Genomic DNA, 22,151 nt, shown 5'->3' on the forward strand with positions numbered 1-22,151 from the left:
GTGACGGTCCGCATGCGTAATGTGATGTGCTGGGACCGCTCATGACACAGCAAGGGCTTACCAGGGCCAGCGGGGGCACGAGGGAGGGAACGTCGCATGGGGTCGGAGCAGATTCGCCGATGGGAGTCGGGAGCGCTGGCGCACGCCGTCACGGACCCCTTCGGACAGGGCCCGGTGCCTTGGCTACGCGGAAGCGAGCACTACTTCGACGACACCGGCCAGGTCGTCCCGTGGTACGTGGACCACACTCCAACACCCGGCGCAACCGCTCCCCACAACCGCGACCATCGCAACCCGGGCCACAACGCCACCCCGAGCCACCCCCACTCCCCCCGCCCAACCGCCGGAGGCCCCCGCTCGGCCGATGACGTCCACCGCCAGATCAAGGGCTTCGCCTCCACCGGCGCGGCCGCCCCCGGCGAGGCCATCGACTTCCACATCACCGTGGACCCGCCCCAGCAGTTCAGCGTGGACATCTACCGGATCGGCCACTACGGAGGCGACGGCGCCAGCAAGATCACCACCAGCCCCCGCCTCTCCGGCATCGTCCAGCCACCACCGCTCACCGCGGACCGTACGGTCTCCTGCCACCACTGGTGGCAGTCATGGCGGCTCCAGATCCCGTCCTACTGGAGCATCGGCGCGTACGTCGCCGTCCTCACCACCGTCGACGGCTACCGCTCCCACGTCCCCTTCACGGTCCGCGACAGCCACCCCGCCGACCTCCTGCTCCTCCTCCCGGACATCACCTGGCAGGCGTACAACCTCTACCCGGAGGACGGCCGCACGGGCGCGAGCCTCTACCACGCGTGGGACGAGAACGGCCGGCTGCTCGGCGAGGCCGACGCCGCGACGACGGTCTCCTTCGACCGTCCGTACGCGGGCGCGGGCCTGCCCCTCCACGTGGGCCACGCCTACGACTTCATCCGCTGGGCCGAGCGCTACGGCTACGACCTGGCCTACGCCGACGCCCGCGACCTGCACGCCGGCCGCGTCGACCCCACCCGCTACCGCGGTCTGGTCTTCCCGGGACATGACGAGTACTGGTCGACGGCCATGCGCCGCACCGTGGAACTCGCCCGCGAGAACGGCACCTCGCTCGTCTTCCTCTCCGCCAACACCATGTACTGGCAGATCGAGTTGAGCCCCTCCCCGTCCGGCGTCCCCGACCGTCTCCTCACCTGCCTGAAACGCCGAGGCCCCGGAAAGCCCGCGCTCTGGCGTGACGTCGACCGCCCGGAGCAGGAGATCCTGGGCATCCAGTACGCGGGCCGGGTCCCCGAGGCGCACTCGCTGGTCGTCCGCAACGCCGACCACTGGCTGTGGGAGGCGACCGGCGCGCACGAGGGCGACGAGCTGGAGGGCATGGTCGCGGGCGAGGCCGACCGCTACTTCCCGCGCGTCGCGCTCCCCGAGCACCAGGGCCGTATCCTCCTCGCCCACTCCCCCTACCGGGACACCGAGGGAGCGATCCGCCACCAGGAGACGTCCCTGTACCGCGCACCCTCCGGCGCCCTGGTCTTCGCGGCCGGCACCTTCGCCTGGTCCCCGGCCCTGGACCGCCCGGGCCACGTCGACCCCCGAGTCCAGCGCGCCACGGCCAATCTCCTGGACCGCATCTGCAAACGAGACTGACCGGCGACTGTCCGGACTACTGGGCGGACGACAGGCCGGACGACTGGCCGGACAACTGACCGGACCCCCTTCACCTGCGGCTTCCCGCATACGGGAGAATCGAGCCATTCAGTCAGAACCACGGGAGGGAACCGTGTCCGGATTCGTAGAAAAGCCCGAACCCCTCGAGGTTCCGGGTCTGGTGCATCTGCACACCGGCAAGGTGCGCGACCTGTACCAGAACGAGGCGGGCGATCTCGTGATGGTTGCCAGCGACCGCATCTCCGCGTTCGACTGGGTACTCCCCACGGAGATCCCCGACAAGGGCCGCGTCCTGACGCAGCTCTCCCTCTGGTGGTTCGACCAGCTCGCCGACCTGATCCCGAACCACATCGTGAGCGCCGACAGCGGCGACCTCCCGGCCGGCGCCCCGGCCGACTGGCAGGGGCGGACCGTGATCTGCAAGTCCCTGCAGATGGTTCCGGTCGAGTGCGTCGCCCGCGGCTATCTCACCGGCTCGGGCCTCGCCGAGTACAAGGAGACCCGTACCGTCTGCGGCCTGGCCCTCCCCGAGGGCCTGACAGACGGCTCGGAACTCCCCGCGCCGATCTTCACCCCCGCCACGAAGGCCGCGGTCGGCGAGCACGACGAGAACGTCTCGTACGAGGAGGTCGCCCGCCAGGTCGGCGCCGACACCGCGGCCCAGCTGCGTCAGGCGACGCTCGCCGTCTACGGCCGTGGCCGCGACATCGCGCGCGACCGCGGGATCATCCTCGCGGACACGAAGTTCGAGTTCGGCTTCGACGGAGAGACGCTCGTCATCGCCGACGAGGTGCTGACCCCGGACTCCTCCCGTTTCTGGCCCGCCGACCAGTGGGAGCCGGGCCGCTCACAGCCCTCGTTCGACAAGCAGTTCGTACGCGACTGGCTGACCTCCGCCGAGTCCGGCTGGGACCGGGCGAGCGAACAGCCGCCGCCGGCCCTGCCCCAGCAGGTCGTGGACGCGACCCGCGCCAAGTACGTGGAGGCGTACGAGCGACTGACCGGCGGCACCTGGACCTGAGCGCGCACAGCACAAGAAGCGCACACCGCACACCGCACACGAAGAAGCCCCCGGCCATCGCGACCGGGGGCTTCTTCACTGTGCTTTCTCTGAGCGGACGACCAGGTTCGAACTGGCGACCTCAACCTTGGCAAGGTTGCGCTCTACCAACTGAGCTACGTCCGCGCTGCGCCGTGGCGCGAGAGCCACTATACCCAACCTCGCTCACGTGCGAGCCGCACTGCCGAGTGACGGTTCTCGGCGCCGAGCTTGGACACGGCCGACGACAGATAGTTCCGTACGGTTCCCTGCGAGAGCGCGGCCCGCTCCGCGATCTCCGCGACGGGCGCTCCGTCGGCGGCCAGCTCCAGCACCTCGGCCTCGCGCACGGTCAGCGGCGAGTCCCCGGCGGAGATCGCGTCGGCGGCCAACTCCGGGTCGACGTAGCGGTTTCCCGCATGCACCGTACGGATGATCTCCGCGAGCCGCCGCGCGCTGACGGTCTTCGGGACGAACCCGCGCACACCCGCCGCAAGCGCCCGCTTCAGATGCCCCGGCCGCCCGTGACTCGTCACGATCAGTACCCGGCAGGCCGGCAGTTCGGCCCGCAGCGATGTGGCCACCCTCACACCGTCCGCGCCCGGCATCTGAAGATCCAGTACCGCTACGTCGGGTTCGTGGGCCCGGGCCATCGCCAGCGCCTCGGGCCCCGTGGCCGCCTCCGCCACCACGAGCAGATCGTCCTCCAGCGCGAGCAGCGCGGCCAGTGCCCCACGGATGAGGTGCTCGTCATCGGCGAGCAGCAGACGGACGCGATGTACGGACGTCATCAGCCGACCTCCTCGCCCACCGAGCGCGGAACCAGCCGCGAAGCAGAGGGCGGAGCACCGGGGGACAGCAGCGGCACCTCCGCCACCACCCGGAACACCCCGCCCCCGACCGGGCCCGTCTCCAGCGTCCCGTCCACCGCCGACAGCCGTTCCCGCAGCCCCGCGAGACCGGACCCACCGCGACCACCGGAGTCACCAGCGAGGCGACCGGAGCCACCGGGCGACGCCACCCCGGCCTTCTCCACCCCGTCGTTCTCCACCCCGTCGTTCTCCACCCTGGCCTTCTCCGCCCCGTCGTTCTCCACGGTGAGGACGACACGCGCCCCCGCCACCCCCAGCGACACGGAAACCCGTTCAGCGTTCCCATGCCGCAACACGTTCGTCGTAGCCTCCCGTACGACCCAGCCCAGCGCCGACTGCACCGCCACGGGCAGCCCCGCCGCGGAACCGGTCACCGTGCAGTCGACTCCGGCCGCCGTCAACACCCCCTGCGCGCCCGCGAGTTCGGCGCCGAGATCGGCCTCGCGATAGCCGCGTACGACCTCGCGCACCTCGTTCTGCGACTCGCGGGCTATCCGCTGCACTTCGATCATCTGCTCCACTGCTTCAGGTCGTTCGCGTCGCGCGAGCTGGACGGCGAGTTCGCTCTTGAGGGCGATCACCGCGAGGTTGCGGCCCATCACGTCGTGCAGGTCGCGCCCGAAGCGGAGCCGTTCCTCGGCGACGGCGAGGCGGGTGCGGGTCTCGCGGGCCGCGTCGAGGGCGTACACGGCGTTGAGCAGCCACACCGAGAAGATGGACGTGAGAGAGAGGAACCCGCCGGCGATCAGTACGACCAACGCCCAGGCCAGGGCGGCGGTCCCGGGGATGCCCAACAGAAACGCCACGACCCCGGTGCCCGCCGCGAAACCGCCCACGACCGCCAGTACGCGGCGCCGGTTGCGGACGCCCAGGGCCAGCGTCCCGGCCCCGAAGACCATCACGCCCGCGAAGAGCGTGCCCGCCGCGGTGTCGGTGCCCTCGCCGCCGGGACCGTGCTCCGTCAGGGCGAGCGCGCCGATCCCGAGCAGCCCGGTAACCGTACCGAGCGCGGCGAGCAACCGTACGGGCTGCTCGCGGGTGCCGCGTGTCCAGCCGAGTGCCCGGGACGCGGTCACCGCGCACAGCACGGCATGCCCGCACAGCGGCAGGAACAGCCAGACGGCGAGCCCTGCCCCCACCTGTCCGAACACCGGGAGCCCGGTCGAGGCGATCTCGATCACCGCGAAGAAGTGAAACGACCAGCGGGTGTACGTCTCGACCTTCGCCGGCGTGCTCTTCCCGTGCCACCAGGCTCCCGGCGCGCGCATACCCGTCCCCGTCCTTCCGTCGTCCGTCCATGGCCCGTCGGTCTCAGCGTCGCGGTTCCCAGCGGAACCACCGCCGTACAGCAAACACCGCGAGCACGGTCCAGGCCACAGCCGTGGCGACGGCGCCCAGCGCGTCGTACGCGCCGAGGTCTCCGGTCCAGCCGCCGCGTACGAGAGCGATCACCGGTGACAGCGGCAGCAGTTCGCAGACGGAGGCGAGACGGTCCGGCATGACCTCGAGCGGTACGAGGGCGCCGGAGCCCATCATCGACACGAGCATCAAGGGCATCGCCGCGACCTGGGCGCCCTCCACGCTCCGGCTGAAACTCGCGACGACGGCCGCGAGCGCGGGCCACATCACGAGCCCCAACAGCAGCCCCACGACGGCGTAGTGCGGTGCCTCGGGCGCTCCCAGGTCGAGGAGCGCCGCGCAGGCGACCGCCAGCACCAGACACTGCGCCAGCCCGATCAGGACGGACGGCAGCGCGGCGCCCGCCAGGATCTCCGCGTCCCGCAGCTCCCCGGTGCGCAGCCGCTTGAGGACGAGCTCCTCACGTCGGGCGGCGTAGACGCTCACCAGAGAGCTGTAGACGGCGAAGAGCAGGGAGAAGCCGATGGTGGCCGGCAGGATCACCGAGCCGACCGAGAGCCCCGCCTCCTCCAGGTCTATCTCCTCGACCGTCAAGCGAAAGGTGAACGGCAAGGTCAGCGGCACGAACAGGGCCGCGAAGAGCGTGGCCCTGCTCCGCCAGAGCAACGTCAGCTCGGCCCGTGCGAGGGCCTTCATCCGCCCCGCGGCGGTCACTGCCGTACCCGAACCCACGGGTGCGGTCTGCGTCAATGTCTCCGCGCTCATGACACGCCTCCCTTCTCCACGTCTGCCTTCTCGGCCTCGGCCGACACCTCACGGGCGATCCGCAGGAACGCCTCCTCCAGCGACCCCGACCGCACATCGAGCCCCCGCAGCTCGACCCCGGCGTGTTCGGCCCACACCAGGAGCCCGGTGGCGGCCCGCTGCAGCTCGTTCGTGCTCAGCCGGAGCTTCCGCCCGTCCATCTCGTGCCCGGTGATCCCGAGCGAGGCGAGCGGCGGCAGGTCGCCGGGGAAGTAGCCGTCGGGCAGCTCGAAGGAGATCCGGGACGGCTGGGAGGCGGTCACCTCGGCCGGGGTCCCGGAGACCGCGATCCGCCCCGCGTGCAGGATCGCGAGCCGGTCGGCGAGCCCTTCCGCCTCCTCCAGGTAGTGCGTGGTCAGCAGCACGGTCGTGCCCGTCTCACGCAGCTCGCGCACCAACTCCCAGGTCTCCTGACGCCCTTCGGCGTCGAGCCCGGTCGTCGGCTCGTCCAGGAAGAGCACCTCGGGCCGTCCGAGGAGCGCGCACGCCAGGTCCAGGCGCCGTTTCTCACCCCCGGACAACTGCTTCACCCGTACGTCGGCCCGGCGCGCGAGGCCGACCAGCGCCAGCGCCTCGCCCTCCGGCCGTGCCCCGCTCGTACAGCCCGCCCACATCCGTATGGTCTCCGCGACGCTCAGCTCGGACGAGAAGCCGCCCTCCTGGAGCATGACGCCGATGCGCGGGCGCACCACGGCGCGTTCCGTGTACGGGTCGTGACCGAGGACCCGCACCTGTCCGCCGGCCGGCGGCGCGAGGCCCTCCAGCAGTTCGACGGTGGAGGTCTTGCCCGCGCCGTTGGTCCCGAGCAGCGCGAACAGCTCCCCGCGGCCCACGGCGAAGCTCACCCCCCGGACCGCCTCGAACTCTGCCCCGTACACGCGTCGCAGATCAGTGACCTCAATCACGCGTTCGTTCGTGCCCATGAGATTCGCGTTCATGAGACCAGCGTCCCGGCTGCCGAGTGACGCGGGCAGTGCGTGCTGTCATCGCCGCACATGACAAATGTCAGAACGGTGTCAGTCGAGGACATCGGGTCTCGGCAAGCGGGCGAGGGCATACGAGAAAGGCCCCGGTCGCGATGACCGGAGCCTTTACTTGCTTGTACTGACTGGAGCGGACGACCAGGTTCGAACTGGCGACCTCAACCTTGGCAAGGTTGCGCTCTACCAACTGAGCTACGTCCGCATTGCCTCCGACCGGCTCTCACCGGTCGGCGTAAGCACCAGCCTACCTGATCCACAACAGTGGTTGGTAAGCGATGCAGAGCGGGTGACAGGAATTGCACACTGCGCCTTCCCCCTGGAAGGGGGATGTTCTGCTACTGAACTACACCCGCGTGACTCCGTGAGGTGGGCCTTTCGGCCTGGCCCCTCGGCGTGCTCCAGACTCTAGCTGATCAGCGGGGGTGCAGCGCAAGTCGGCTGTTCCCAGGGTCCGATGAGGACCCCGGGGCCAGGCCCCGTAAGGGGGCGCGGGGCTGTGACACATGTGGCTCCGCCGCGATGGGGGACCCCCATGAGCGGGGGAGCGACCAGCCCGAACAAACCGACACCCAACAACTGACCCGCGGAAGCCACGCCTCTCCCTGGGGTCACTGCGCCTCTGCGAACGCCTCGTAAACCCTCTTGGGGATGCGCCCGCGGGCAGGCACCTCCAGCTTGTTGGACTGCGCCCAGGCCCGGACCGCCGCCGGGTCCGGGGCGACGGCCGTCTGCCGGTAGGCCTTGCCGGAGCGCGACCGCTTCCGGCCGGCCTCCACGTAGGGCTCGAGCGCCTTACGCAGTTTCTTCGCGTTGGCTTGATTCAGGTCGATCTCGTACGACTTGCCGTCCAGACCGAAGGCGATCGTTTCCGCCGCTTCCGAGCCGTCGATGTCGTCGAAGAGAGTGACTACGACACGCTGCGCCACGAATATCGGTCCCTTCGTGCGGCACCTCTCCAGCGACGCGCGACGACGTGCGGAGATGCCGACTGTCGGCTGTTTTTATGAGCGATTGGGCAAAGTATCGACTATTGCCAATTCATTTGTACAGTGCCCGGCAATCCAATGTGAAGCTCGACTAAATCTCTTGGCGTGTCCGAGGGCAATAGGGAACGGGGCCCCGACCCGGATCTTTCCCAGGATTTTTCGTGAAGGTAGCCCGTCGATAGGTCGTAGATAGCACCTCGATGCGGAATCGTGATGGCCGTCACGTAGATTCCTACCAATCTACCCGCGTAGAAATTTTGTGCGGGTAGTCTGAAGGAACCTGCTCAGCACCACACACCGGGAGTGCCAGTGGCACGCGTCGTAGTCGACGTCATGCTCAAGCCGGAGATCCTCGACCCCCAGGGCCAGGCGGTGCAGCGTGCACTGCCGCGTCTCGGTTTCGAGGGTGTCTCCGACGTACGTCAGGGAAAGCGATTCGAACTGGAAGTGGACGGACCGGTGGACGACGCCGCGCTCGCCCGCATCCATGAACTGGCGGAATCCTTCCTCGCCAACACCGTGATCGAAGACTTCACCGTCAAGGTGGAGGAAGTCGCGGAGGTCGGAAAGTGACCGCTCGTATTGGCGTCGTCACTTTCCCGGGCAGCCTCGACGACCGCGACACCCAGCGCGCGATCAAGCTCGCCGGTGCCGAACCCGTCGCTCTCTGGCACAAGGACAAGGACCTCAAGCAGGTCGACGCGGTGGTGCTCTGCGGCGGTTTCTCGTACGGCGACTATCTGCGCGCCGGAGCCATCGCGCGCTTCTCGCCGGTGATGGAGACCGTGATTGAGCAGGCGAAGTCGGAAATGCCGGTGCTCGGGATCTGTAACGGCTTCCAGATCCTGACCGAGGCCCATCTGTTGCCCGGCGGCATGCTCGGCAACGACCACCGGCACTTCATCTGCCGTGACCAGAAACTGCGGGTGGACAACGCGGCCACCTCCTGGACCACCGACTACGAGTCCGGCCAGGAGATCCACATCCCGCTGAAGAACATGGACGGGCGGTACGTCGCCGACGAGCGCACCCTCGACATGCTGGAGGCGGAAGGCCGGGTCGCCTTCCGCTACCTCGACTTCAACCCCAACGGCTCGCTGCGCGACATCGCCGGCATCTCGAACGCGGCGGGCAACGTCGTCGGCCTCATGCCGCACCCCGAGCACGCGGTCGAGCCCCTCATCGGGACCGGCCGCACCGACGGCCTCCCCTTCTTCACCTCGATCCTCAAGAAGCTGGTCAACGTATGAGCCGGACGCCTCTGGACACGGTCGAGCACGCGACCGAGACCCCCGACGTCGAGCTGCCCTGGGCCGAACTGGGCCTGAAGAAGGACGAGTACGAGCGGGTCGTGGAGATCCTCGGCCGCCGGCCCACCGGTGCCGAGCTCGCCATGTACTCGGTCATGTGGTCCGAGCACTGCTCGTACAAGTCCTCCAAGGTCCACCTCAAGCAGTTCGGTGAGAAGGCCCCCCAGTCCGACGCCCTCCTCGTCGGCATCGGCGAGAACGCCGGCGTCGTCGACGTCGGCCAGGGCTACGCGGTCACCTTCAAGGTCGAGTCGCACAACCACCCGTCGTACGTCGAGCCCTACCAGGGCGCGGCCACCGGCGTCGGCGGCATCGTGCGCGACATCATCGCGATGGGGGCCAGGCCGGTCGCGGTCGTGGACCCCCTGCGCTTCGGTGCGGCGGACCACCCCGACACCAAGCGCGTACTGCCCGGTGTCGTCGCCGGCATCGGCGGCTACGGCAACTGCCTCGGTCTGCCGAACATCGGCGGCGAGGTCGTCTTCGACGCCTGCTACCAGGGCAACCCGCTGGTCAACGCCGGTGCCATCGGTGTCATGAGGCACGAGGACATCCACCTCGCGAAGGCGTCGGGCTCCGGCAACAAGGTCATCCTGTACGGGGCTCGCACGGGTGGCGACGGTATCGGCGGCGCCTCGATCCTGGCGAGTGAGACCTTCGACGACGCCAAGCCGTCGAAGCGTCCGGCGGTCCAGGTCGGCGACCCCTTCCAGGAGAAGCTGCTCATCGAGTGCACCCTGGAGGCCTTCGCCGAGAAGCTGGTCGTCGGCATCCAGGACCTTGGTGCGGCCGGGCTGTCGTGTGCGACGTCCGAGCTCGCCTCCAACGGCTCCGGCGGCATGCGCGTCACGCTGGACGACGTACCCCTGCGCGACTCCACGCTCTCGCCCGAGGAAATCCTCATGAGCGAGTCGCAGGAGCGCATGTGCGCGGTCGTCGAGCCGGCGAAGGTCGACCGGTTCCTGGAGATCTGCGACAAGTGGGACGTCATCGCCACCGTCATCGGTGAGGTGACGGACGGCGACCGCCTCGAGATCTACTGGCACGGCGGCAAGATCGTCGACGTCGACCCGCGCACGGTCGCGCACGACGGTCCGGTCTACGAGCGCCCGTACGCCCGTCCGTCCTGGCAGGACGCGCTCCAGGCGGACGACGCCAACAAGCTGCCCAGGCCGGACACTTCGGACGAGCTGAAGGACCAGGTCCTGAAGCTGGTGGCGTCCCCCAACCAGGCCTCCAAGTCCTGGATCACCAGCCAGTACGACCACTTCGTGCAGGGCAACACCGTGCTCGCCCAGCCCGAGGACTCGGGCATGATCCGCATCGACGAGTCGACCGGGCTCGGCGTCGCCATCGCCACGGACGGCAACGGTCGCTATACCAAGCTGGACCCGTACCACGGCGCCCAGTTGGCGCTGGCCGAGGCGTACCGCAACGTCGCGACGACCGGTGCCAAGCCGCTCGCCGTGTCCGACTGCCTGAACTTCGGCTCGCCCGAAGACCCGGCGGTGATGTGGCAGTTCGCGGAGGCCATTCGCGGACTGGCCGACGCCTGCCAGCAGTTGGGCACCCCGGTGACCGGCGGCAACGTCTCGCTCTACAACCAGACGGGCGAGGCGGCCATCCACCCCACGCCGGTCGTGGCCGTGCTGGGCGTCATCGACGACGTCGCCCGCCGCACGCCCGTCGCCTTCCAGGAGGAGGGCCAGCTCCTCTACCTGCTCGGCGACACGCGTGAGGAGTTCGGCGGTTCGGCCTGGTCGCAGGTGATCCACGACCACCTCGGCGGTCTTCCGCCCCAGGTCGACCTGGAGCGCGAGCGGCTCCTGGCCGAGATCCTGATCTCCGCCTCCCGCGACGGAATGATCGACTCCGCGCACGATCTGTCCGACGGCGGTCTGATCCAGGCCGTGGTCGAGTCGGCACTGCTCGGCGGCAAGGGCGCGCGTCTCGTCGTACCCGACGGGCTCGACGCCTTCACCTTCCTCTTCTCCGAGTCCGCGGGCCGCGCGATCGTCGCGATCCCGCGCTCCGAGGAGCTCCGTTTCAACGACATGTGCGGGGCGCGCGGCCTGCCCGTCACCCGCATCGGGGTCGTCGACGGGGACGCGGTGGAGGTCCAGGGCGAGTTCACCCTCTCCCTGGCCGAGCTGCGCACGGCGCACGAGGAGACGATCCCGGCGCTGCTTGCCTGACAGGCAGGCCGACCCGGTTCGACCGAAGCCCCCCGCCGACCCGGGCGGGGGGCTTCGCCGTATCCGGACAGACCTGTTGTCGGGCTTTACGTAATTACGTAATATCGGGGTGTGGATCTCGAACAGCGCGTCGCGGAACTGGAGCGGCGTCTTGATGCCCTGGAGAGCGAGGGCCCCGAGCCCGTCGTTCCGTCCAGCGGTGACTTCTGGGCGCTCGAAGGGCTCAAGGAGCAGCTGGCCCAGGTGGCCGACGGGGGCGTGCTGTTCACGGGCGCGGTGCGGTTGCCGACCGAGGAGCGCTACGAGTGGCAGTACGGCGCGCTCACCGAGCAGCTGCTCGACGCCGACTGGGGCGAGTTGGCCGAGGCCTTCGCCGCGCTCGGGCATGCCATGCGGCTGCGGCTGCTCCGCGAGATCCTCGGCGGTCGCCGTACGGCCACCGAACTGGCCGAGCTCGACGACGTGGGGACGAGCGGCCAGATCTACCACCACCTGCGGCAGCTGACCTCCGCGGGCTGGCTGCGGCAGGCGGGGCGTGGTCGCTACGAGATCCCTGCGGTGCGGGTCGTGCCGCTCCTGGTGGCCCTGACTGCGGCTCGGCCGACCTGATACCGAGCGACAGACTTTGGGGGAATGATGTCCGTACGCAAGACCGCGATGATCCTGTTTCGGGTTCTCCTGCTGGCCTTTTTCGCCATCGTGATCGGGGGCTCTGTCTTCGGCTTCTCGATCAACGGGTGGTGGGTGTTCATGCCTCTGGCGGTGGCCCTCGCCATCGGCTCGGTCGTCGGCCGCAGCGGGCCCCGGCGCGAAGCCGCCCACCGCACGCCGGTCGAGGTGGACCCGCCGGTCAGGGGCCGCTGGTCCGCCCTCAACAGCCCCGCCACCAAGGTGCCGAGCCATGGCACGCACGGGTACGGGCAGACGTACGCGATCGACATCGTGGCGGAACCCGAGGACGGCCCGAGGTCCCGCCCCGGTTTCGCCGTGCTGTGGCCGGTCGTCCGGCGAGTCCGGGCCTTCCCCGCCTTCGACGAGCCGCTGTACGCCGTCGCCGACGCCACCGTCGTGCGTGCCTCCGACTGGCGACGTGACCACCTCAGCCGCAACTCCTGGCCCGCCTTCGCCTACCTGATGGTGATCGAGGCGGCCGTCCGGGAGACCGGCGGCGCGGGCGGGATCGTCGGCAATCATGTCGTTCTCGACCTGGGCGACGGGGTGTACGCCATGTACGCGCATCTGCGGCGCGGCTCACTCGCGGTGCGGGCGGGCGACCGTGTGCGGGCAGGGCAGGAGATAGCCCGCTGTGGAAACTCCGGCAACTCCACCGAGCCGCATGTCCACTTCCAGCTGATGGACGGCCCGGACGTGGACTCGGCCCTCGGTGTTCCGTTCCGTTGGCGGGGAATCGGAGTTCCGGCCAACGGCGAGACGTTCACGGCTGGTCAAGAGCGGGCTGAACTTTAGGCCCCTGGCACCGGGGACGCAGCTCCGGCAGGCGTAACCCCCCACCTGGTCCCCAGGAATGTGACAGTCCACCGAGATCTGTCACATTCCTGGAGCACACCCCCTACCCAGGGGCGGCCCCCAGCCCTCGCACCGACGTACGCTCCTGCCATGCCCCCGGCCAAGAAGCGCACCCGTACCTACGACCCGGCCAAGATCCGCGCGGCGGTGTTCGCGCAGTTCGGGAACGTACGGGAGGCGGTACGGACGCTCGGCGGCGACCGGCTCGCCCTCCCCACCCGGCTGGGCGACTGGACCGTACGGGACCTGGCCGCGCACATCACCATGGCCGTCGAGACCGTCAGCCGGAACCTCGACCGGGAGGAACCGGACAAGGCGGAGCTCGCCCTGCTGGACTGGCCGTTCGCGACCTCCGGCAGGTCGGACGACATCGCCGCGGACACCCGGGAACTGGCCAGGGCGAACCCGGACCTCGACGCGCTCTACGCCCGCACCGAGCGGCGCCTCACCGAGCGCCTGGCGGCGGCCCCCGACACCCGGCGGCTCGCCGCCCGCACGGGCTCCATGACCCTCGCCGACTACCTCGTCACCCGCACGGTCGAGCTGGTTGTCCACACCGACGACCTGAACGCGGCCGTCCCGGGCCTCGACGTCCCGTACGACCGCCAGGCCCTCGCCGCCTGCACCCGTCTCCTCGCCGACGCGCTCGCGGCCAAGGCACCCGGCGCCTCCACGGAGGTGCGCGTGCCGCCGTACGCGGTCGTGCAGTGCGTGGAGGGCCCGCGCCACACCCGCGGCACCCCGCCGAACGTCGTCGAGACGGACCCCCTGACCTGGATCCGGCTCGCGACCGGGCGAACGGAATGGCGGGCTGCCCTCGCCGACGCCGAGGTCAGCGCGAGCGGGGAAAGGTCCGACCTGGGCGGACTGCTTCCCTTGATGCGCTGAGCTCTTCCGGATGCGGTGCCCCCGTTCACCCAGAAGGGGAACCAACCACCCCACCCGTCCCGTCAAAGCGGCATGCACACGCAGCGTCTTACCCTCAGCAGCCTCAGCGTCCTGGCCATCACCGGGCTGTTCGCCACCGCCGCCTGCGGCACGGAGAGCGGCGACGACAAATCCGGTTCCGGTTCCGTAGGCACCGGCCAGTCCGTCGAGATCACCGGCAAGCAGTGGAGCGTGCAGAGCGTGACGACCGGAGGCAAGACGTACGACGCCCCGGCCGGAGCCCACATCGAGTTCGCCGAGGACGGCAGGGTGGGCGGCAACTACGGCTGCAACCACTTCGGGGCGAGCGCCGAGGTCAAGGGCGACACCATCAAGGTCGGCGACGACACGATGAAGACCGAGATGGCCTGTACGACCAAGGGGACGATGGAGTTCGAGTCCCGACTCGGCGACGTGATCTCCGGCAGCACGATCAAGGCCGAGGTCAACGACGACAAGCTGACGTTGACCACGAAGGACGGGCACACCGTGAAACTCACCGCCGAACAGCCGGCCGAGCTCTACGGCACGAAGTGGAACGTCACCTCGCTGATGAAGGGCGAGGTGAAGGGCGAGTCGGCCGTGCCCCTGTCCTCCGAGGCCGACGGCAAGGTCCACCTCACGTTCGACGAGAAGGGCACCGTCCGCGGCCAGCTCGGCTGCAACAAGGTGACGGCGAAAGCCACGGTCAGCGACGGCAATATCACTTTGGGCAGCCCCGGCACCACTCGAATGATGTGCTCCGCCTCACTCATGGACACCGAGCGGGCCCTGCTGAAGCTCTTCAACGGCACGGTGAAGTACCAGCTCAAGGACCGAACCCTCACGCTGACCAGCGAAAACGGAACGGGCGTCGAAGCCGTCGCCGCGGAGTGATCCATTAGGGACTCGCATCTTCAGGGATTCCCCAATTCGGACCAGTGGTCGATCTCGCCTACACTCGGTGGCGTGCCACGTGGTGACGGTCGACTCAGTCATGATCTGCTCCCCGGCGAGAAAGGCCCCCAGGACGCTTGCGGCGTCTTCGGAGTCTGGGCTCCCGGTGAAGAGGTCGCCAAGCTCACTTACTTCGGGCTCTACGCCCTACAGCATCGAGGCCAGGAATCCGCGGGAATCGCGGTCAGCAACGGCTCCAAGATCCTCGTCTTCAAGGACATGGGCCTCGTGTCCCAGGTCTTCGACGAGGCCTCGCTCGGTTCGCTCCTCGGTCATATCGCGGTCGGTCACGCCCGCTACTCGACCACCGGCGCGTCCACCTGGGAGAACGCCCAGCCCACCTTCCGTGCCACGGCGCACGGTTCCATCGCGCTCGGCCACAACGGCAACCTGGTCAACACGGCCGAGCTCGCCGAGATGGTCGCCGACCTGCCCAAGCAGGAGGGCCGCACTCCGCGTGTGGCGGCAACCAACGACACCGACCTGCTCACCGCGCTCCTCGCGGCCCAGGTCGACGACGAGGGCAAGCCGCTGACCATCGAGGAGGCCTCCGCGAGGATCCTCCCGCAGGTCAAGGGCGCCTTCAGCCTCGTCTTCATGGACGAGCACACGCTGTACGCGGCCCGCGACCCGCAGGGCATCCGCCCGCTGGTCCTCGGTCGCCTGGAGCGCGGCTGGGTCGTCGCCTCCGAGTCCGCCGCCCTCGACATCTGCGGCGCGGCCTACGTCCGGGAGATCGAGCCCGGCGAGTTCGTCGCCATCGACGAGAACGGCCTCCGTACCTCCCGATTCGCGGAAGCGAAGCCCAAGGGCTGCGTCTTCGAGTACGTGTATCTGGCCCGTCCGGACACGGACATCGCCGGCCGGAACGTGTACCTCTCGCGCGTCGAAATGGGCCGCAAACTCGCCAAGGAAGCCCCTGTAGAGGCCGATCTGGTCATAGCGACCCCGGAGTCCGGCACGCCCGCCGCGATCGGCTACGCGGAGGCCTCCGGCATCCCGTTCGGTGCCGGCCTGGTGAAGAACGCGTACGTCGGCCGAACCTTCATCCAGCCCTCTCAGACGATCCGCCAGCTCGGCATCCGTCTGAAGCTGAACCCGCTGAAGGAAGTCATCCGGGGCAAGCGCCTGGTCGTCGTGGACGACTCGATCGTCCGCGGCAACACGCAGCGCGCGCTCGTCCGGATGCTCCGTGAGGCGGGCGCGGCAGAGGTCCACATCCGGATTTCATCGCCCCCGGTGAAGTGGCCCTGCTTCTTCGGCATCGACTTCGCGACCCGCGCCGAGCTGATCGCCAACGGCATGACCATCGACGAGATCGGCACCTCCCTGGGCGCCGACTCACTCTCGTACATCTCCATCGACGGCATGATCGAGGCGACCACCATCGCCAAGCCGAACCTCTGCCGCGCCTGCTTCGACGGCGAGTACCCGATGGAGCTCCCGGACCCCGAGCTGCTCGGCAAGCAGCTCCTGGAGACCGAACTGGCCGCCGGTCCGGCAGCCACGGCCGCGGCCGACGCGATCCGTCGCCCGTAAGACCCCGCAGCACTTCAGCTGTACGACACGAAAGCTCTCACTGTCATGTCTTCTGAGACCACAGGTGCCAGCTACGCAGCTGCCGGCGTCGACATCGAGGCGGGCGACCGCGCCGTAGAGCTCATGAAGGAGTGGGTGAAGAAGACGCAGCGCCCCGAGGTCCTCGGCGGCCTCGGCGGCTTCGCCGGCCTCTTCGACGCCTCCGCCCTCAAGCGCTACGAGCGGCCGCTGCTCGCCTCCGCCACCGACGGCGTGGGCACGAAGGTCGACCTCGCCCGGCAGCTCGGCGTGTACGACACCATCGGCCACGACCTGGTCGCGATGGTTATGGACGACATCGTGGTGTGCGGCGCCGAGCCGCTCTTCATGACCGACTACATCTGTGTCGGAAAGGTCCACCCCGAGCGCGTCGCCGCCATCGTGAAGGGCATCGCCGAGGGCTGTGTCCTCGCCGGCTGCGCCCTCGTCGGTGGCGAGACGGCCGAACACCCGGGCCTCCTCGGCCCGGACGACTTCGACGTCGCCGGCGCCGGTACGGGCGTTGTGGAAGCCGACCGGCTGCTGGGCGCGGATCGTATCCGTACGGGTGACGCGGTGATCGCCATGGCGGCCTCCGGTCTTCACTCGAACGGGTACTCGCTCGTCCGGCACGTCCTCTTCGACCGCGCGAAGCTGAAGCTCGACCAGCACGTCGAGGAGTTCGGCCGCACGCTCGGCGAGGAGCTCCTGGAGCCCACCAAGATCTACTCGCTGGACTGCCTGGCCCTGACCCGCACGACCGACGTGCACGCCTACTCGCACATCACAGGCGGCGGCCTCGCGGCCAACCTGGCCCGCGTGATCCCGGACGGCCTGCACGCGATCGTCGACCGCGGCACCTGGACCCCGGCCCCCGTCTTCGACCTCGTCGGCACCACCGGCCAGGTCGAGCGCCTCGAGCTGGAGAAGACGCTGAACATGGGCGTCGGCATGATCGCGATCGTCCCGGAGGAGTCCACGGATGTGGCACTGGCCACCCTGGCCGACCGGGGCGTGGACGCCTGGGTGGCAGGCGAGATCACCGACCGCGCCGCCCACGAGACGGGCGCAACACTGACCGGCGACTACGCCAACTGATCAGACGCCGGGTCAGGGGCGCCCCACTCAGGGGCGCGGGGAACTGCGCGATCAGCCCAAAACGACCCGCAGGCATATGGACGACCCGCAGATATACCGGCGCCCCAAGCGGAGCGCCATGCACAAAACCCGGTCCGGCGCGAAACCGCCCCGGACCGGGAAAGCGCAGCTAGAACGACAAGCTCAGCTGGAACGACGTCAAGCGCCGCGGCGTTGCGACGCGGGACCGGACTCATCGTCCTCGTCCGCGTCGTCGTTATAGAGATCCGCGTACTGGGCGTACGGGTCATCTTCCTCGTCATCGTCCTCGAACGGCTCGCCATTCGGCGGCTGTTGCGAAGTCGAAGCGCCCAGCTCGTTGGCCAGACGCGACAGGTCAGTCCCGCCGCTGTTGTACTTCAGCTGGCGGGCGACCTTCGTCTGCTTGGCCTTGGCCCGGCCGCGCCCCATGGCTCGACCCCCTCGGTGACGGGGCTCGACGGCCCCAGAGTCTTGACACGCGTTCATGATCTGGAACGGGCTCTCCGTGGAGAGACCGGTCCGTAGGGCATCCACGGTACCTGAGCCCACGCCCATACGGTACGTCGCCCGCAGGACGTGCCTACGCCCAGAACCCGCGAGGTGCCCTGTCCTCGCTGGTCAACCGCGATTTTAGCCTCTTCTTGGCGAACGACCCGCCGACGAACGTGAGAGTTCTCTCCAACATCCGCCGACGGGTACCCACCGGACGCCCCCGGACGTCACGGACGGCGTGCTTCCGCCATCCGGTGCTCGGCGATACGGTCGGCCGCGGCAGCCGGTGGAATCCCGTCCGCCTTCGCACGTGCGAAGATGGCCAGCGTGGTGTCGAAGATCTTCGCGGCCTTGGCCTTGCACCGCTTGAAGTCGAAGCCGTGCAGCTCGTCGGCGACCTGGATGACACCGCCCGCGTTCACCACGTAGTCCGGCGCGTAGAGGATCCCGCGGTCGGCGAGGTCCTTCTCCACTCCGGCGTGCTCCAGCTGGTTGTTGGCCGCACCGCAGACGATCTTCGCGGTGAGCACCGGCACGGAGTCGTCGTTCAGGGCGCCGCCCAGGGCGCAGGGGGCGTAGATGTCGAGTCCCTCGGCCTGGATCAGCCGGTCGGTGTCGGCGACCACTCCCACGGACGGGTGCTTGTCGGCGATGCTCCGCACGGCTTCGTGCCGTACGTCTGTGATCACGACCTGAGCGCCGTCCTCCAGCAGGTGCTCCACCAGGTGGCGACCGACCTTGCCGACGCCCGCGATACCGACCGTGCGGCCGCGCAGTGACGGGTCGCCCCACAGGTGCTGGGCGGAGGCCCGCATGCCCTGGAAGACGCCGAACGCGGTCAGCACGGAGGAGTCGCCGGCGCCCCCCTTCTCCGGCGAGCGGCCGGTGGTCCAGCGGCACTCCCGGGCGACGACGTCCATGTCGGCCACGTACGTCCCGACGTCGCAGGCGGTCACGTACCGCCCGCCGAGCGAGGCCACGAACCGGCCGTACGCGAGGAGCAGCTTGTCGGTCTTGATCCTGTCGGGGTCGCCGATGATCACTGCTTTGCCGCCGCCGTGGTCGAGTCCGGCCATGGCGTTCTTGTACGACATCCCGCGCGAGAGGTTCAGCGCGTCGGCGACGGCCTCCTCCTCGCTCGCGTACGGGTAGAAGCGCGTACCGCCGAGGGCGGGGCCCAGGGCGGTCGAGTGGATGGCGATGACGGCCTTGAGGCCACTGGCTCGGTCCTGGCAGAGCACGACTTGCTCATGGCCCCCCTGATCCGAGCGGAACAGGGTGTGCAGGACGCCGTCGGTTACGTCGGTCACGGTGGTGACTCCCAGGTAATAAGCGGCGATTGAGGGGCGGGTCCCGTACGGGTGGCGGGTCCCGTGGGCATGAGATTAGAGCCTGCGCCCGCCCGCCATCGGCGCAGTGTTCAGGATCACCTACTCGGGGGGTTGGGCCGTGGGACGATTTGCATAGTTTTCCCGCGCGCCTGTGTGCGGGTTTCGCGGGTTTTCCTGGTGGCTGTCGGGGGAGGGAGCAGGCGTGCCCAAGGTGTCCTCGTTGATCGTCCCGTACGCGGCCTATCTCCGCGTGTACGAACCGCTGGCCGCCTTCCCGGAACCGGAGCGCGACCACTGGGCGCGCTACGCGCGTCGCCCGGAGCGCCCCTCGTACCAGGACGAACTGCGTCGCTCCCTGGCCGACCTGCTGCCCATCCCGCCGATCCCGGTGCCGGTGCACGAGAGCGGCGACGCGTTCGTCGCCGAGGTGGACGGGGTGCTGTGCGTGTGCCCCTGGCGCACCCGGCTGCGCGGCTGGCAGGCCCTGGGAGACCTGGCCGAGGAGCTGCCGCCGCCGCTCCTGGACGCGGTGCTTCCCGCGGTCGTACGCCGCCAGGCGACCCAGGACTACGAGCGCTGGCTGACCCGCAACCCCGACGCCCGGCCCTGGATCCGCACGTCGACCTGGCAGGTCCCGCTGAACTGGTTCGTGCTGGTCTCGGACGAGGAGCGCGAGTACGACAAGGGGACCGGCTCCGGGGCCGAGGAGGACGCGCCCGTGCTGCGCTACCGGACGCCGATGGTGCAGGCGCGGCGGCGGGTGGCGCGGGCCCTGCGGACGCTCAGGGACACCCTTGACGAGGGGCCGCTCATCGACGGCCTGGTGGATGTGGGGCGCTGGCTGGAGGAGTTCCACCCGCGCTCGCTGGTCGAGCTGGACTACGGCGGCCTGGTGCACGTCCTGCCCGCCGCGGAGCTCGACGGCGACCACTCGGCGGCGGACGTGGCCGAGGGCGTCGAGGCGTTGCGCAGCGGCGACGGGGTCGGGGCCGGGGAGGCGTACGGCCGGCTCGTGGAGCGGTGGCGGTCGGTGCGGGACCGCCGGTCGGCGAACTGAAGGCCGTCTGCCGGGACTTGAGTGCCCGAGCTCACCCGCCGCGTTCGGCACTTCCCTCGGTTCCTCTGTGTCACGGGATCTGACAGGACGTAAGACCCATCCGGGTCTTACGGGGTAAGCGTGACGGACGGCACTTACGTGGACCTTGCGCCTAACGCCCCTCCTCATGCCAAAATAGGACAAGGAGTCCGGGGGAGGCTCCATCTACTCATGTATGGGTGGAATCTCAGCATTGCGCACTATGGGGGGTCTGGTGACTCCTGATCGCCACTGTGACTGATCGTCACAGTGGCGTGACTGTCCGCTATGGCATGGTCCATCGGCTTCCGTCGCTGATGAACACCTGGGAGGGCAATTCCATCGGTTTGGCCGACGTGGCTGGACAGATGGTGTAGTTGTAGTGCCGAGGACAAGCCGTTCGTCCTATAACCGACTCGGCCCGCGTCCGCCATTTCGGGCAACGCGGGTCAAGGTGCAGAATTTAGAGGAAAGAACCGAGAAGGTTCGGTTCTCCCGAGGAGGCCGCTCATGACCGCTCGCACCCCTGATGCCGAGCCGCTGCTGACCCCCGCTGAGGTTGCCACGATGTTCCGCGTGGACCCGAAGACGGTCACGCGGTGGGCGAAGGCAGGCAAGCTCACTTCGATCCGCACGCTCGGCGGGCATCGCCGTTACCGCGAAGCTGAGGTCCGCGCTCTGCTCGCGGGCATCCCGCAGCAGCGCAGCGAAGCCTGAACAACAACTCCATAGCAGGGCATTTCGGCAGGTCCCCCACTTGTCGGTACGCCCGAACCCAAGCTCCAAGCGACGCGGATCCTGCCCCAACGGGGTCCACGCCCGAGCAGGAACCACAAGCAACAAGGGTGCGTCGTGGATCGCGCTGGACTCCGCCGAGTCCAGCGCGATCTTTTTTGTGCGCTGGTCATGGGGTGCGAGGCCGGTCTGTGAGCGGCCTTGTCGCAGCCTGGGGAGGCCTGTTGGATCGCCGGCGGTCGGTCTCTGAGGCTGGTGCAATTGCACATATTAAATTGACCAGTTGTAGGTGGGGGGTAAGTTCCACCGGTTTGAAATCCTATGCAGTGACACCCGTCACATGCCAGAGTCCTGGTTCGTGTGGCGTTCGTGCGCTAATGGGGCCGAGTGCATCTGGGGCTGCCCCAGGGGCAGTTGATGCGTGAAGCGCTGCGCACGCTGCTCGGTCCGCTCATGCCGTCGAGGGGCTTTCGTCCGCGGTGGCGCCCTCGGGGCTCTCCTTGCCGCCCGGGCCGGGCTCCGAGGCCAGTCGGAGGAGCCGGTGACAGATCGGACAGTGCCGAGTCAGGTGGCGGTAGCCGTAGCGGTAGCCGGAAGCGGCCGACAGATGGGCGCGGAGCAGAGCTCGCGTCTCATGCCTAGCGGACGCCGCCATAGCCACCTCCGGTGGGGTGTTGGGCCCTGGTTTCTGAGTACCGGCGGAATGTGACGGCGTCAAGCCCGCGGTGCGCTGTGCGGGGCTTGGGAGGGCTTGTGGGGCGAGCGAGGTCTGGCGGAGGTTGCGCCGGCGTGAGGGATTGTGGCGGCGGTGTGCGGCTGCGGGTCCGTGGGGGCTGGTCGCGCCCACGCGGCGGAGCCGCACGATGTCACGGCCCCGCGCCCCTTTGGGGCGCTCCTGTGCGGGGCGTGAGGAAGGGCCCCGCATCCTTGGTAGACGTGGGGCCCTCAATCCAAGCGGTGTTGACGGGATTTGCTGTGCCCGATTGCGGCTGCGCCGCAGGCGCGGCCTCCGCCTTGACGGGGTGGCGGGCGCTTTCGGGGCGGTGTGGGCGGGCGTGAGGAAGGGCCCCGCATCCTTGACGGATACGAGGCCCTCAATCCAAGCGGTCCTGACGGGATTTGAACCCGCGGCCTCCACCTTGACAGGGTGGCGAGCACTCCAAACTGCTCCACAGGACCAGGTTTCGCAGTGCGATTCTTGCGTTGCGCTGCGAGAAGAGACTCTACAGGAGGGGGGCGGCCGAGGGC

Annotated in this window: 21 protein-coding genes and 4 tRNA genes; 13 read left to right on the forward strand and 12 right to left on the reverse strand. The window is 69.0% G+C overall.

Going from position 1 to position 22,151, the window contains the following annotated elements:
* Nucleotides 1-96: 96 nt before the first annotated feature.
* The gene (locus ACTWQR_RS31690) at nt 97-1,635 is read left to right on the forward strand and encodes a N,N-dimethylformamidase beta subunit family domain-containing protein (protein ID WP_443230647.1); all 1,539 of its coding nucleotides are present in this window, start codon (nt 97-99) and stop codon (nt 1,633-1,635) included.
* 133 nt (nt 1,636-1,768) lie between these two features.
* Nucleotides 1,769-2,677: a phosphoribosylaminoimidazolesuccinocarboxamide synthase gene (locus ACTWQR_RS31695; protein ID WP_443230648.1), complete on the forward strand. Its 909-nt coding sequence runs from the start codon at nt 1,769-1,771 to the stop codon at nt 2,675-2,677.
* 92 nt (nt 2,678-2,769) lie between these two features.
* On the opposite strand, the gene ACTWQR_RS31700 is transcribed toward ACTWQR_RS31695, so the two are convergent.
* From ACTWQR_RS31700 to ACTWQR_RS31735, 8 genes are all read right to left on the reverse strand, one after another.
* Nucleotides 2,770-2,842, reverse strand: a tRNA-Gly gene (locus ACTWQR_RS31700).
* A 23-nt stretch (nt 2,843-2,865) separates the two neighbouring features.
* Entirely contained in the window at nt 2,866-3,486 is a 621-nt protein-coding gene (locus ACTWQR_RS31705; RefSeq protein WP_443230649.1) for a response regulator, read from the reverse strand.
* Nucleotides 3,486-4,835, reverse strand: coding sequence for a sensor histidine kinase (locus tag ACTWQR_RS31710; protein WP_443230650.1), 1,350 nt, complete (start codon nt 4,833-4,835; stop codon nt 3,486-3,488). The genes ACTWQR_RS31705 and ACTWQR_RS31710 overlap by 1 nt, the downstream gene beginning before the upstream one ends.
* Nucleotides 4,836-4,878: 43 nt before the next feature.
* Nucleotides 4,879-5,691, reverse strand: coding sequence for an ABC transporter permease (locus ACTWQR_RS31715; RefSeq protein ID WP_443230651.1), 813 nt, complete (start codon nt 5,689-5,691; stop codon nt 4,879-4,881).
* The gene (locus ACTWQR_RS31720) at nt 5,688-6,653 is read right to left on the reverse strand and encodes an ABC transporter ATP-binding protein (protein ID WP_443230736.1); all 966 of its coding nucleotides are present in this window, start codon (nt 6,651-6,653) and stop codon (nt 5,688-5,690) included. Before ACTWQR_RS31720 ends, ACTWQR_RS31715 begins: the two co-directional genes overlap by 4 nt.
* Nucleotides 6,654-6,839: 186 nt before the next feature.
* Nucleotides 6,840-6,915 (reverse strand) — tRNA-Gly (locus ACTWQR_RS31725).
* A 79-nt stretch (nt 6,916-6,994) separates the two neighbouring features.
* A tRNA-Gly gene (locus tag ACTWQR_RS31730) sits at nt 6,995-7,066 on the reverse strand.
* 255 nt (nt 7,067-7,321) lie between these two features.
* Nucleotides 7,322-7,639, reverse strand: coding sequence for a histone-like nucleoid-structuring protein Lsr2 (locus tag ACTWQR_RS31735; protein ID WP_443230652.1), 318 nt, complete (start codon nt 7,637-7,639; stop codon nt 7,322-7,324).
* A gap of 369 nt (nt 7,640-8,008) precedes the next feature.
* Here ACTWQR_RS31735 and purS point away from each other — a divergent pair, with 369 nt between their 5' ends.
* The 9 genes from purS to purM all read left to right on the forward strand — a co-directional run bounded on the left by purS (nt 8,009) and on the right by purM (nt 17,249).
* Nucleotides 8,009-8,272: a phosphoribosylformylglycinamidine synthase subunit PurS gene (gene purS / locus ACTWQR_RS31740; RefSeq protein ID WP_033526749.1), complete on the forward strand. Its 264-nt coding sequence runs from the start codon at nt 8,009-8,011 to the stop codon at nt 8,270-8,272.
* Nucleotides 8,269-8,949: a phosphoribosylformylglycinamidine synthase subunit PurQ gene (purQ, locus tag ACTWQR_RS31745; RefSeq protein ID WP_443230653.1), complete on the forward strand. Its 681-nt coding sequence runs from the start codon at nt 8,269-8,271 to the stop codon at nt 8,947-8,949. The genes purS and purQ overlap by 4 nt, the downstream gene beginning before the upstream one ends.
* A complete protein-coding gene (gene purL / locus ACTWQR_RS31750; RefSeq protein WP_443230654.1) occupies nt 8,946-11,204 on the forward strand; it encodes a phosphoribosylformylglycinamidine synthase subunit PurL in 2,259 nt (752 codons plus the stop codon). The genes purQ and purL overlap by 4 nt, the downstream gene beginning before the upstream one ends.
* Nucleotides 11,205-11,315: 111 nt before the next feature.
* A complete protein-coding gene (locus ACTWQR_RS31755) occupies nt 11,316-11,813 on the forward strand; it encodes an ArsR/SmtB family transcription factor (protein ID WP_443230655.1) in 498 nt (165 codons plus the stop codon).
* Between the two features lie 27 nt (nt 11,814-11,840).
* Nucleotides 11,841-12,671 carry a M23 family metallopeptidase gene (locus ACTWQR_RS31760; RefSeq protein WP_443230737.1) on the forward strand — a complete coding sequence of 277 codons (831 nt, stop codon included), beginning with the start codon at nt 11,841-11,843 and terminating at the stop codon, nt 12,669-12,671.
* Between the two features lie 150 nt (nt 12,672-12,821).
* The gene (locus ACTWQR_RS31765; RefSeq protein ID WP_443230656.1) at nt 12,822-13,619 is read left to right on the forward strand and encodes a sterol carrier family protein; all 798 of its coding nucleotides are present in this window, start codon (nt 12,822-12,824) and stop codon (nt 13,617-13,619) included.
* Nucleotides 13,620-13,691: 72 nt separating this feature from the next.
* Entirely contained in the window at nt 13,692-14,534 is an 843-nt protein-coding gene (locus tag ACTWQR_RS31770; protein ID WP_443230657.1) for an META domain-containing protein, read from the forward strand.
* Between the two features lie 72 nt (nt 14,535-14,606).
* Complete coding sequence (gene purF / locus ACTWQR_RS31775) at nt 14,607-16,133, forward strand: amidophosphoribosyltransferase (RefSeq protein WP_443230658.1); 1,527 nt, start codon at nt 14,607-14,609, stop codon at nt 16,131-16,133.
* A 45-nt stretch (nt 16,134-16,178) separates the two neighbouring features.
* Nucleotides 16,179-17,249, forward strand: a complete 1,071-nt coding sequence (gene purM / locus ACTWQR_RS31780; RefSeq protein ID WP_443230659.1) for a phosphoribosylformylglycinamidine cyclo-ligase — start codon at nt 16,179-16,181, stop codon at nt 17,247-17,249.
* A gap of 198 nt (nt 17,250-17,447) precedes the next feature.
* Here purM and ACTWQR_RS31785 read toward each other — a convergent pair whose 3' ends face one another.
* Nucleotides 17,448-17,699: a DUF3073 domain-containing protein gene (locus tag ACTWQR_RS31785; protein ID WP_443230660.1), complete on the reverse strand. Its 252-nt coding sequence runs from the start codon at nt 17,697-17,699 to the stop codon at nt 17,448-17,450.
* Nucleotides 17,700-17,989: 290 nt separating this feature from the next.
* Nucleotides 17,990-19,072 (reverse strand): Leu/Phe/Val dehydrogenase, encoded by a 1,083-nt coding sequence (locus ACTWQR_RS31790; RefSeq protein WP_443230661.1) that lies wholly within the window; start codon nt 19,070-19,072, stop codon nt 17,990-17,992.
* Between the two features lie 223 nt (nt 19,073-19,295).
* On the opposite strand from ACTWQR_RS31790, the gene ACTWQR_RS31795 reads away from it, so the two are divergent.
* Together ACTWQR_RS31795 and bldC are read left to right on the forward strand one after the other, a co-directional pair.
* Nucleotides 19,296-20,150, forward strand: a complete 855-nt coding sequence (locus ACTWQR_RS31795; protein WP_443230662.1) for a hypothetical protein — start codon at nt 19,296-19,298, stop codon at nt 20,148-20,150.
* Between the two features lie 528 nt (nt 20,151-20,678).
* The gene (gene bldC, locus ACTWQR_RS31800; RefSeq protein WP_003949541.1) at nt 20,679-20,885 is read left to right on the forward strand and encodes a developmental transcriptional regulator BldC; all 207 of its coding nucleotides are present in this window, start codon (nt 20,679-20,681) and stop codon (nt 20,883-20,885) included.
* A gap of 469 nt (nt 20,886-21,354) precedes the next feature.
* Here the strand turns inward: bldC and ACTWQR_RS31805 are convergent, their stop codons facing one another.
* Both ACTWQR_RS31805 and ACTWQR_RS31810 read right to left on the reverse strand, forming a co-directional pair.
* Nucleotides 21,355-21,558: a DUF6274 family protein gene (locus tag ACTWQR_RS31805; protein WP_443230663.1), complete on the reverse strand. Its 204-nt coding sequence runs from the start codon at nt 21,556-21,558 to the stop codon at nt 21,355-21,357.
* A 449-nt stretch (nt 21,559-22,007) separates the two neighbouring features.
* Nucleotides 22,008-22,082, reverse strand: a tRNA-Asp gene (locus ACTWQR_RS31810).
* Nucleotides 22,083-22,151 lie beyond the last annotated feature (69 nt).

Source organism: Streptomyces sp. 2A115, from assembly GCF_052245575.1.
Classification (GTDB): domain Bacteria; phylum Actinomycetota; class Actinomycetes; order Streptomycetales; family Streptomycetaceae; genus Streptomyces.

Bases quoted from the DNA above. Each gene is read 5' to 3' on its own strand.
- ACTWQR_RS31805 (WP_443230663.1), bottom strand. From the start codon at position 21,558: ATGGCGGCGTCCGCTAGGCATGAGACGCGAGCTCTGCTCCGCGCCCAT.
- ACTWQR_RS31715 (WP_443230651.1), bottom strand. From the start codon at position 5,691: ATGAGCGCGGAGACATTGACGCAGACCGCACCCGTGGGTTCGGGTACG.
- ACTWQR_RS31705 (WP_443230649.1), bottom strand. From the start codon at position 3,486: ATGACGTCCGTACATCGCGTCCGTCTGCTGCTCGCCGATGACGAGCAC.
- ACTWQR_RS31760 (WP_443230737.1), top strand. From the start codon at position 11,841: ATGTCCGTACGCAAGACCGCGATGATCCTGTTTCGGGTTCTCCTGCTG.
- ACTWQR_RS31690 (WP_443230647.1), top strand. From the start codon at position 97: ATGGGGTCGGAGCAGATTCGCCGATGGGAGTCGGGAGCGCTGGCGCAC.
- ACTWQR_RS31785 (WP_443230660.1), bottom strand. From the start codon at position 17,699: ATGGGGCGCGGCCGGGCCAAGGCCAAGCAGACGAAGGTCGCCCGCCAG.
- bldC (WP_003949541.1), top strand. From the start codon at position 20,679: ATGACCGCTCGCACCCCTGATGCCGAGCCGCTGCTGACCCCCGCTGAG.
- ACTWQR_RS31770 (WP_443230657.1), top strand. From the start codon at position 13,692: ATGCACACGCAGCGTCTTACCCTCAGCAGCCTCAGCGTCCTGGCCATC.
- ACTWQR_RS31720 (WP_443230736.1), bottom strand. From the start codon at position 6,653: ATGGGCACGAACGAACGCGTGATTGAGGTCACTGATCTGCGACGCGTG.
- ACTWQR_RS31765 (WP_443230656.1), top strand. From the start codon at position 12,822: ATGCCCCCGGCCAAGAAGCGCACCCGTACCTACGACCCGGCCAAGATC.
- purM (WP_443230659.1), top strand. From the start codon at position 16,179: ATGTCTTCTGAGACCACAGGTGCCAGCTACGCAGCTGCCGGCGTCGAC.
- ACTWQR_RS31710 (WP_443230650.1), bottom strand. From the start codon at position 4,835: ATGCGCGCGCCGGGAGCCTGGTGGCACGGGAAGAGCACGCCGGCGAAG.
- purL (WP_443230654.1), top strand. From the start codon at position 8,946: ATGAGCCGGACGCCTCTGGACACGGTCGAGCACGCGACCGAGACCCCC.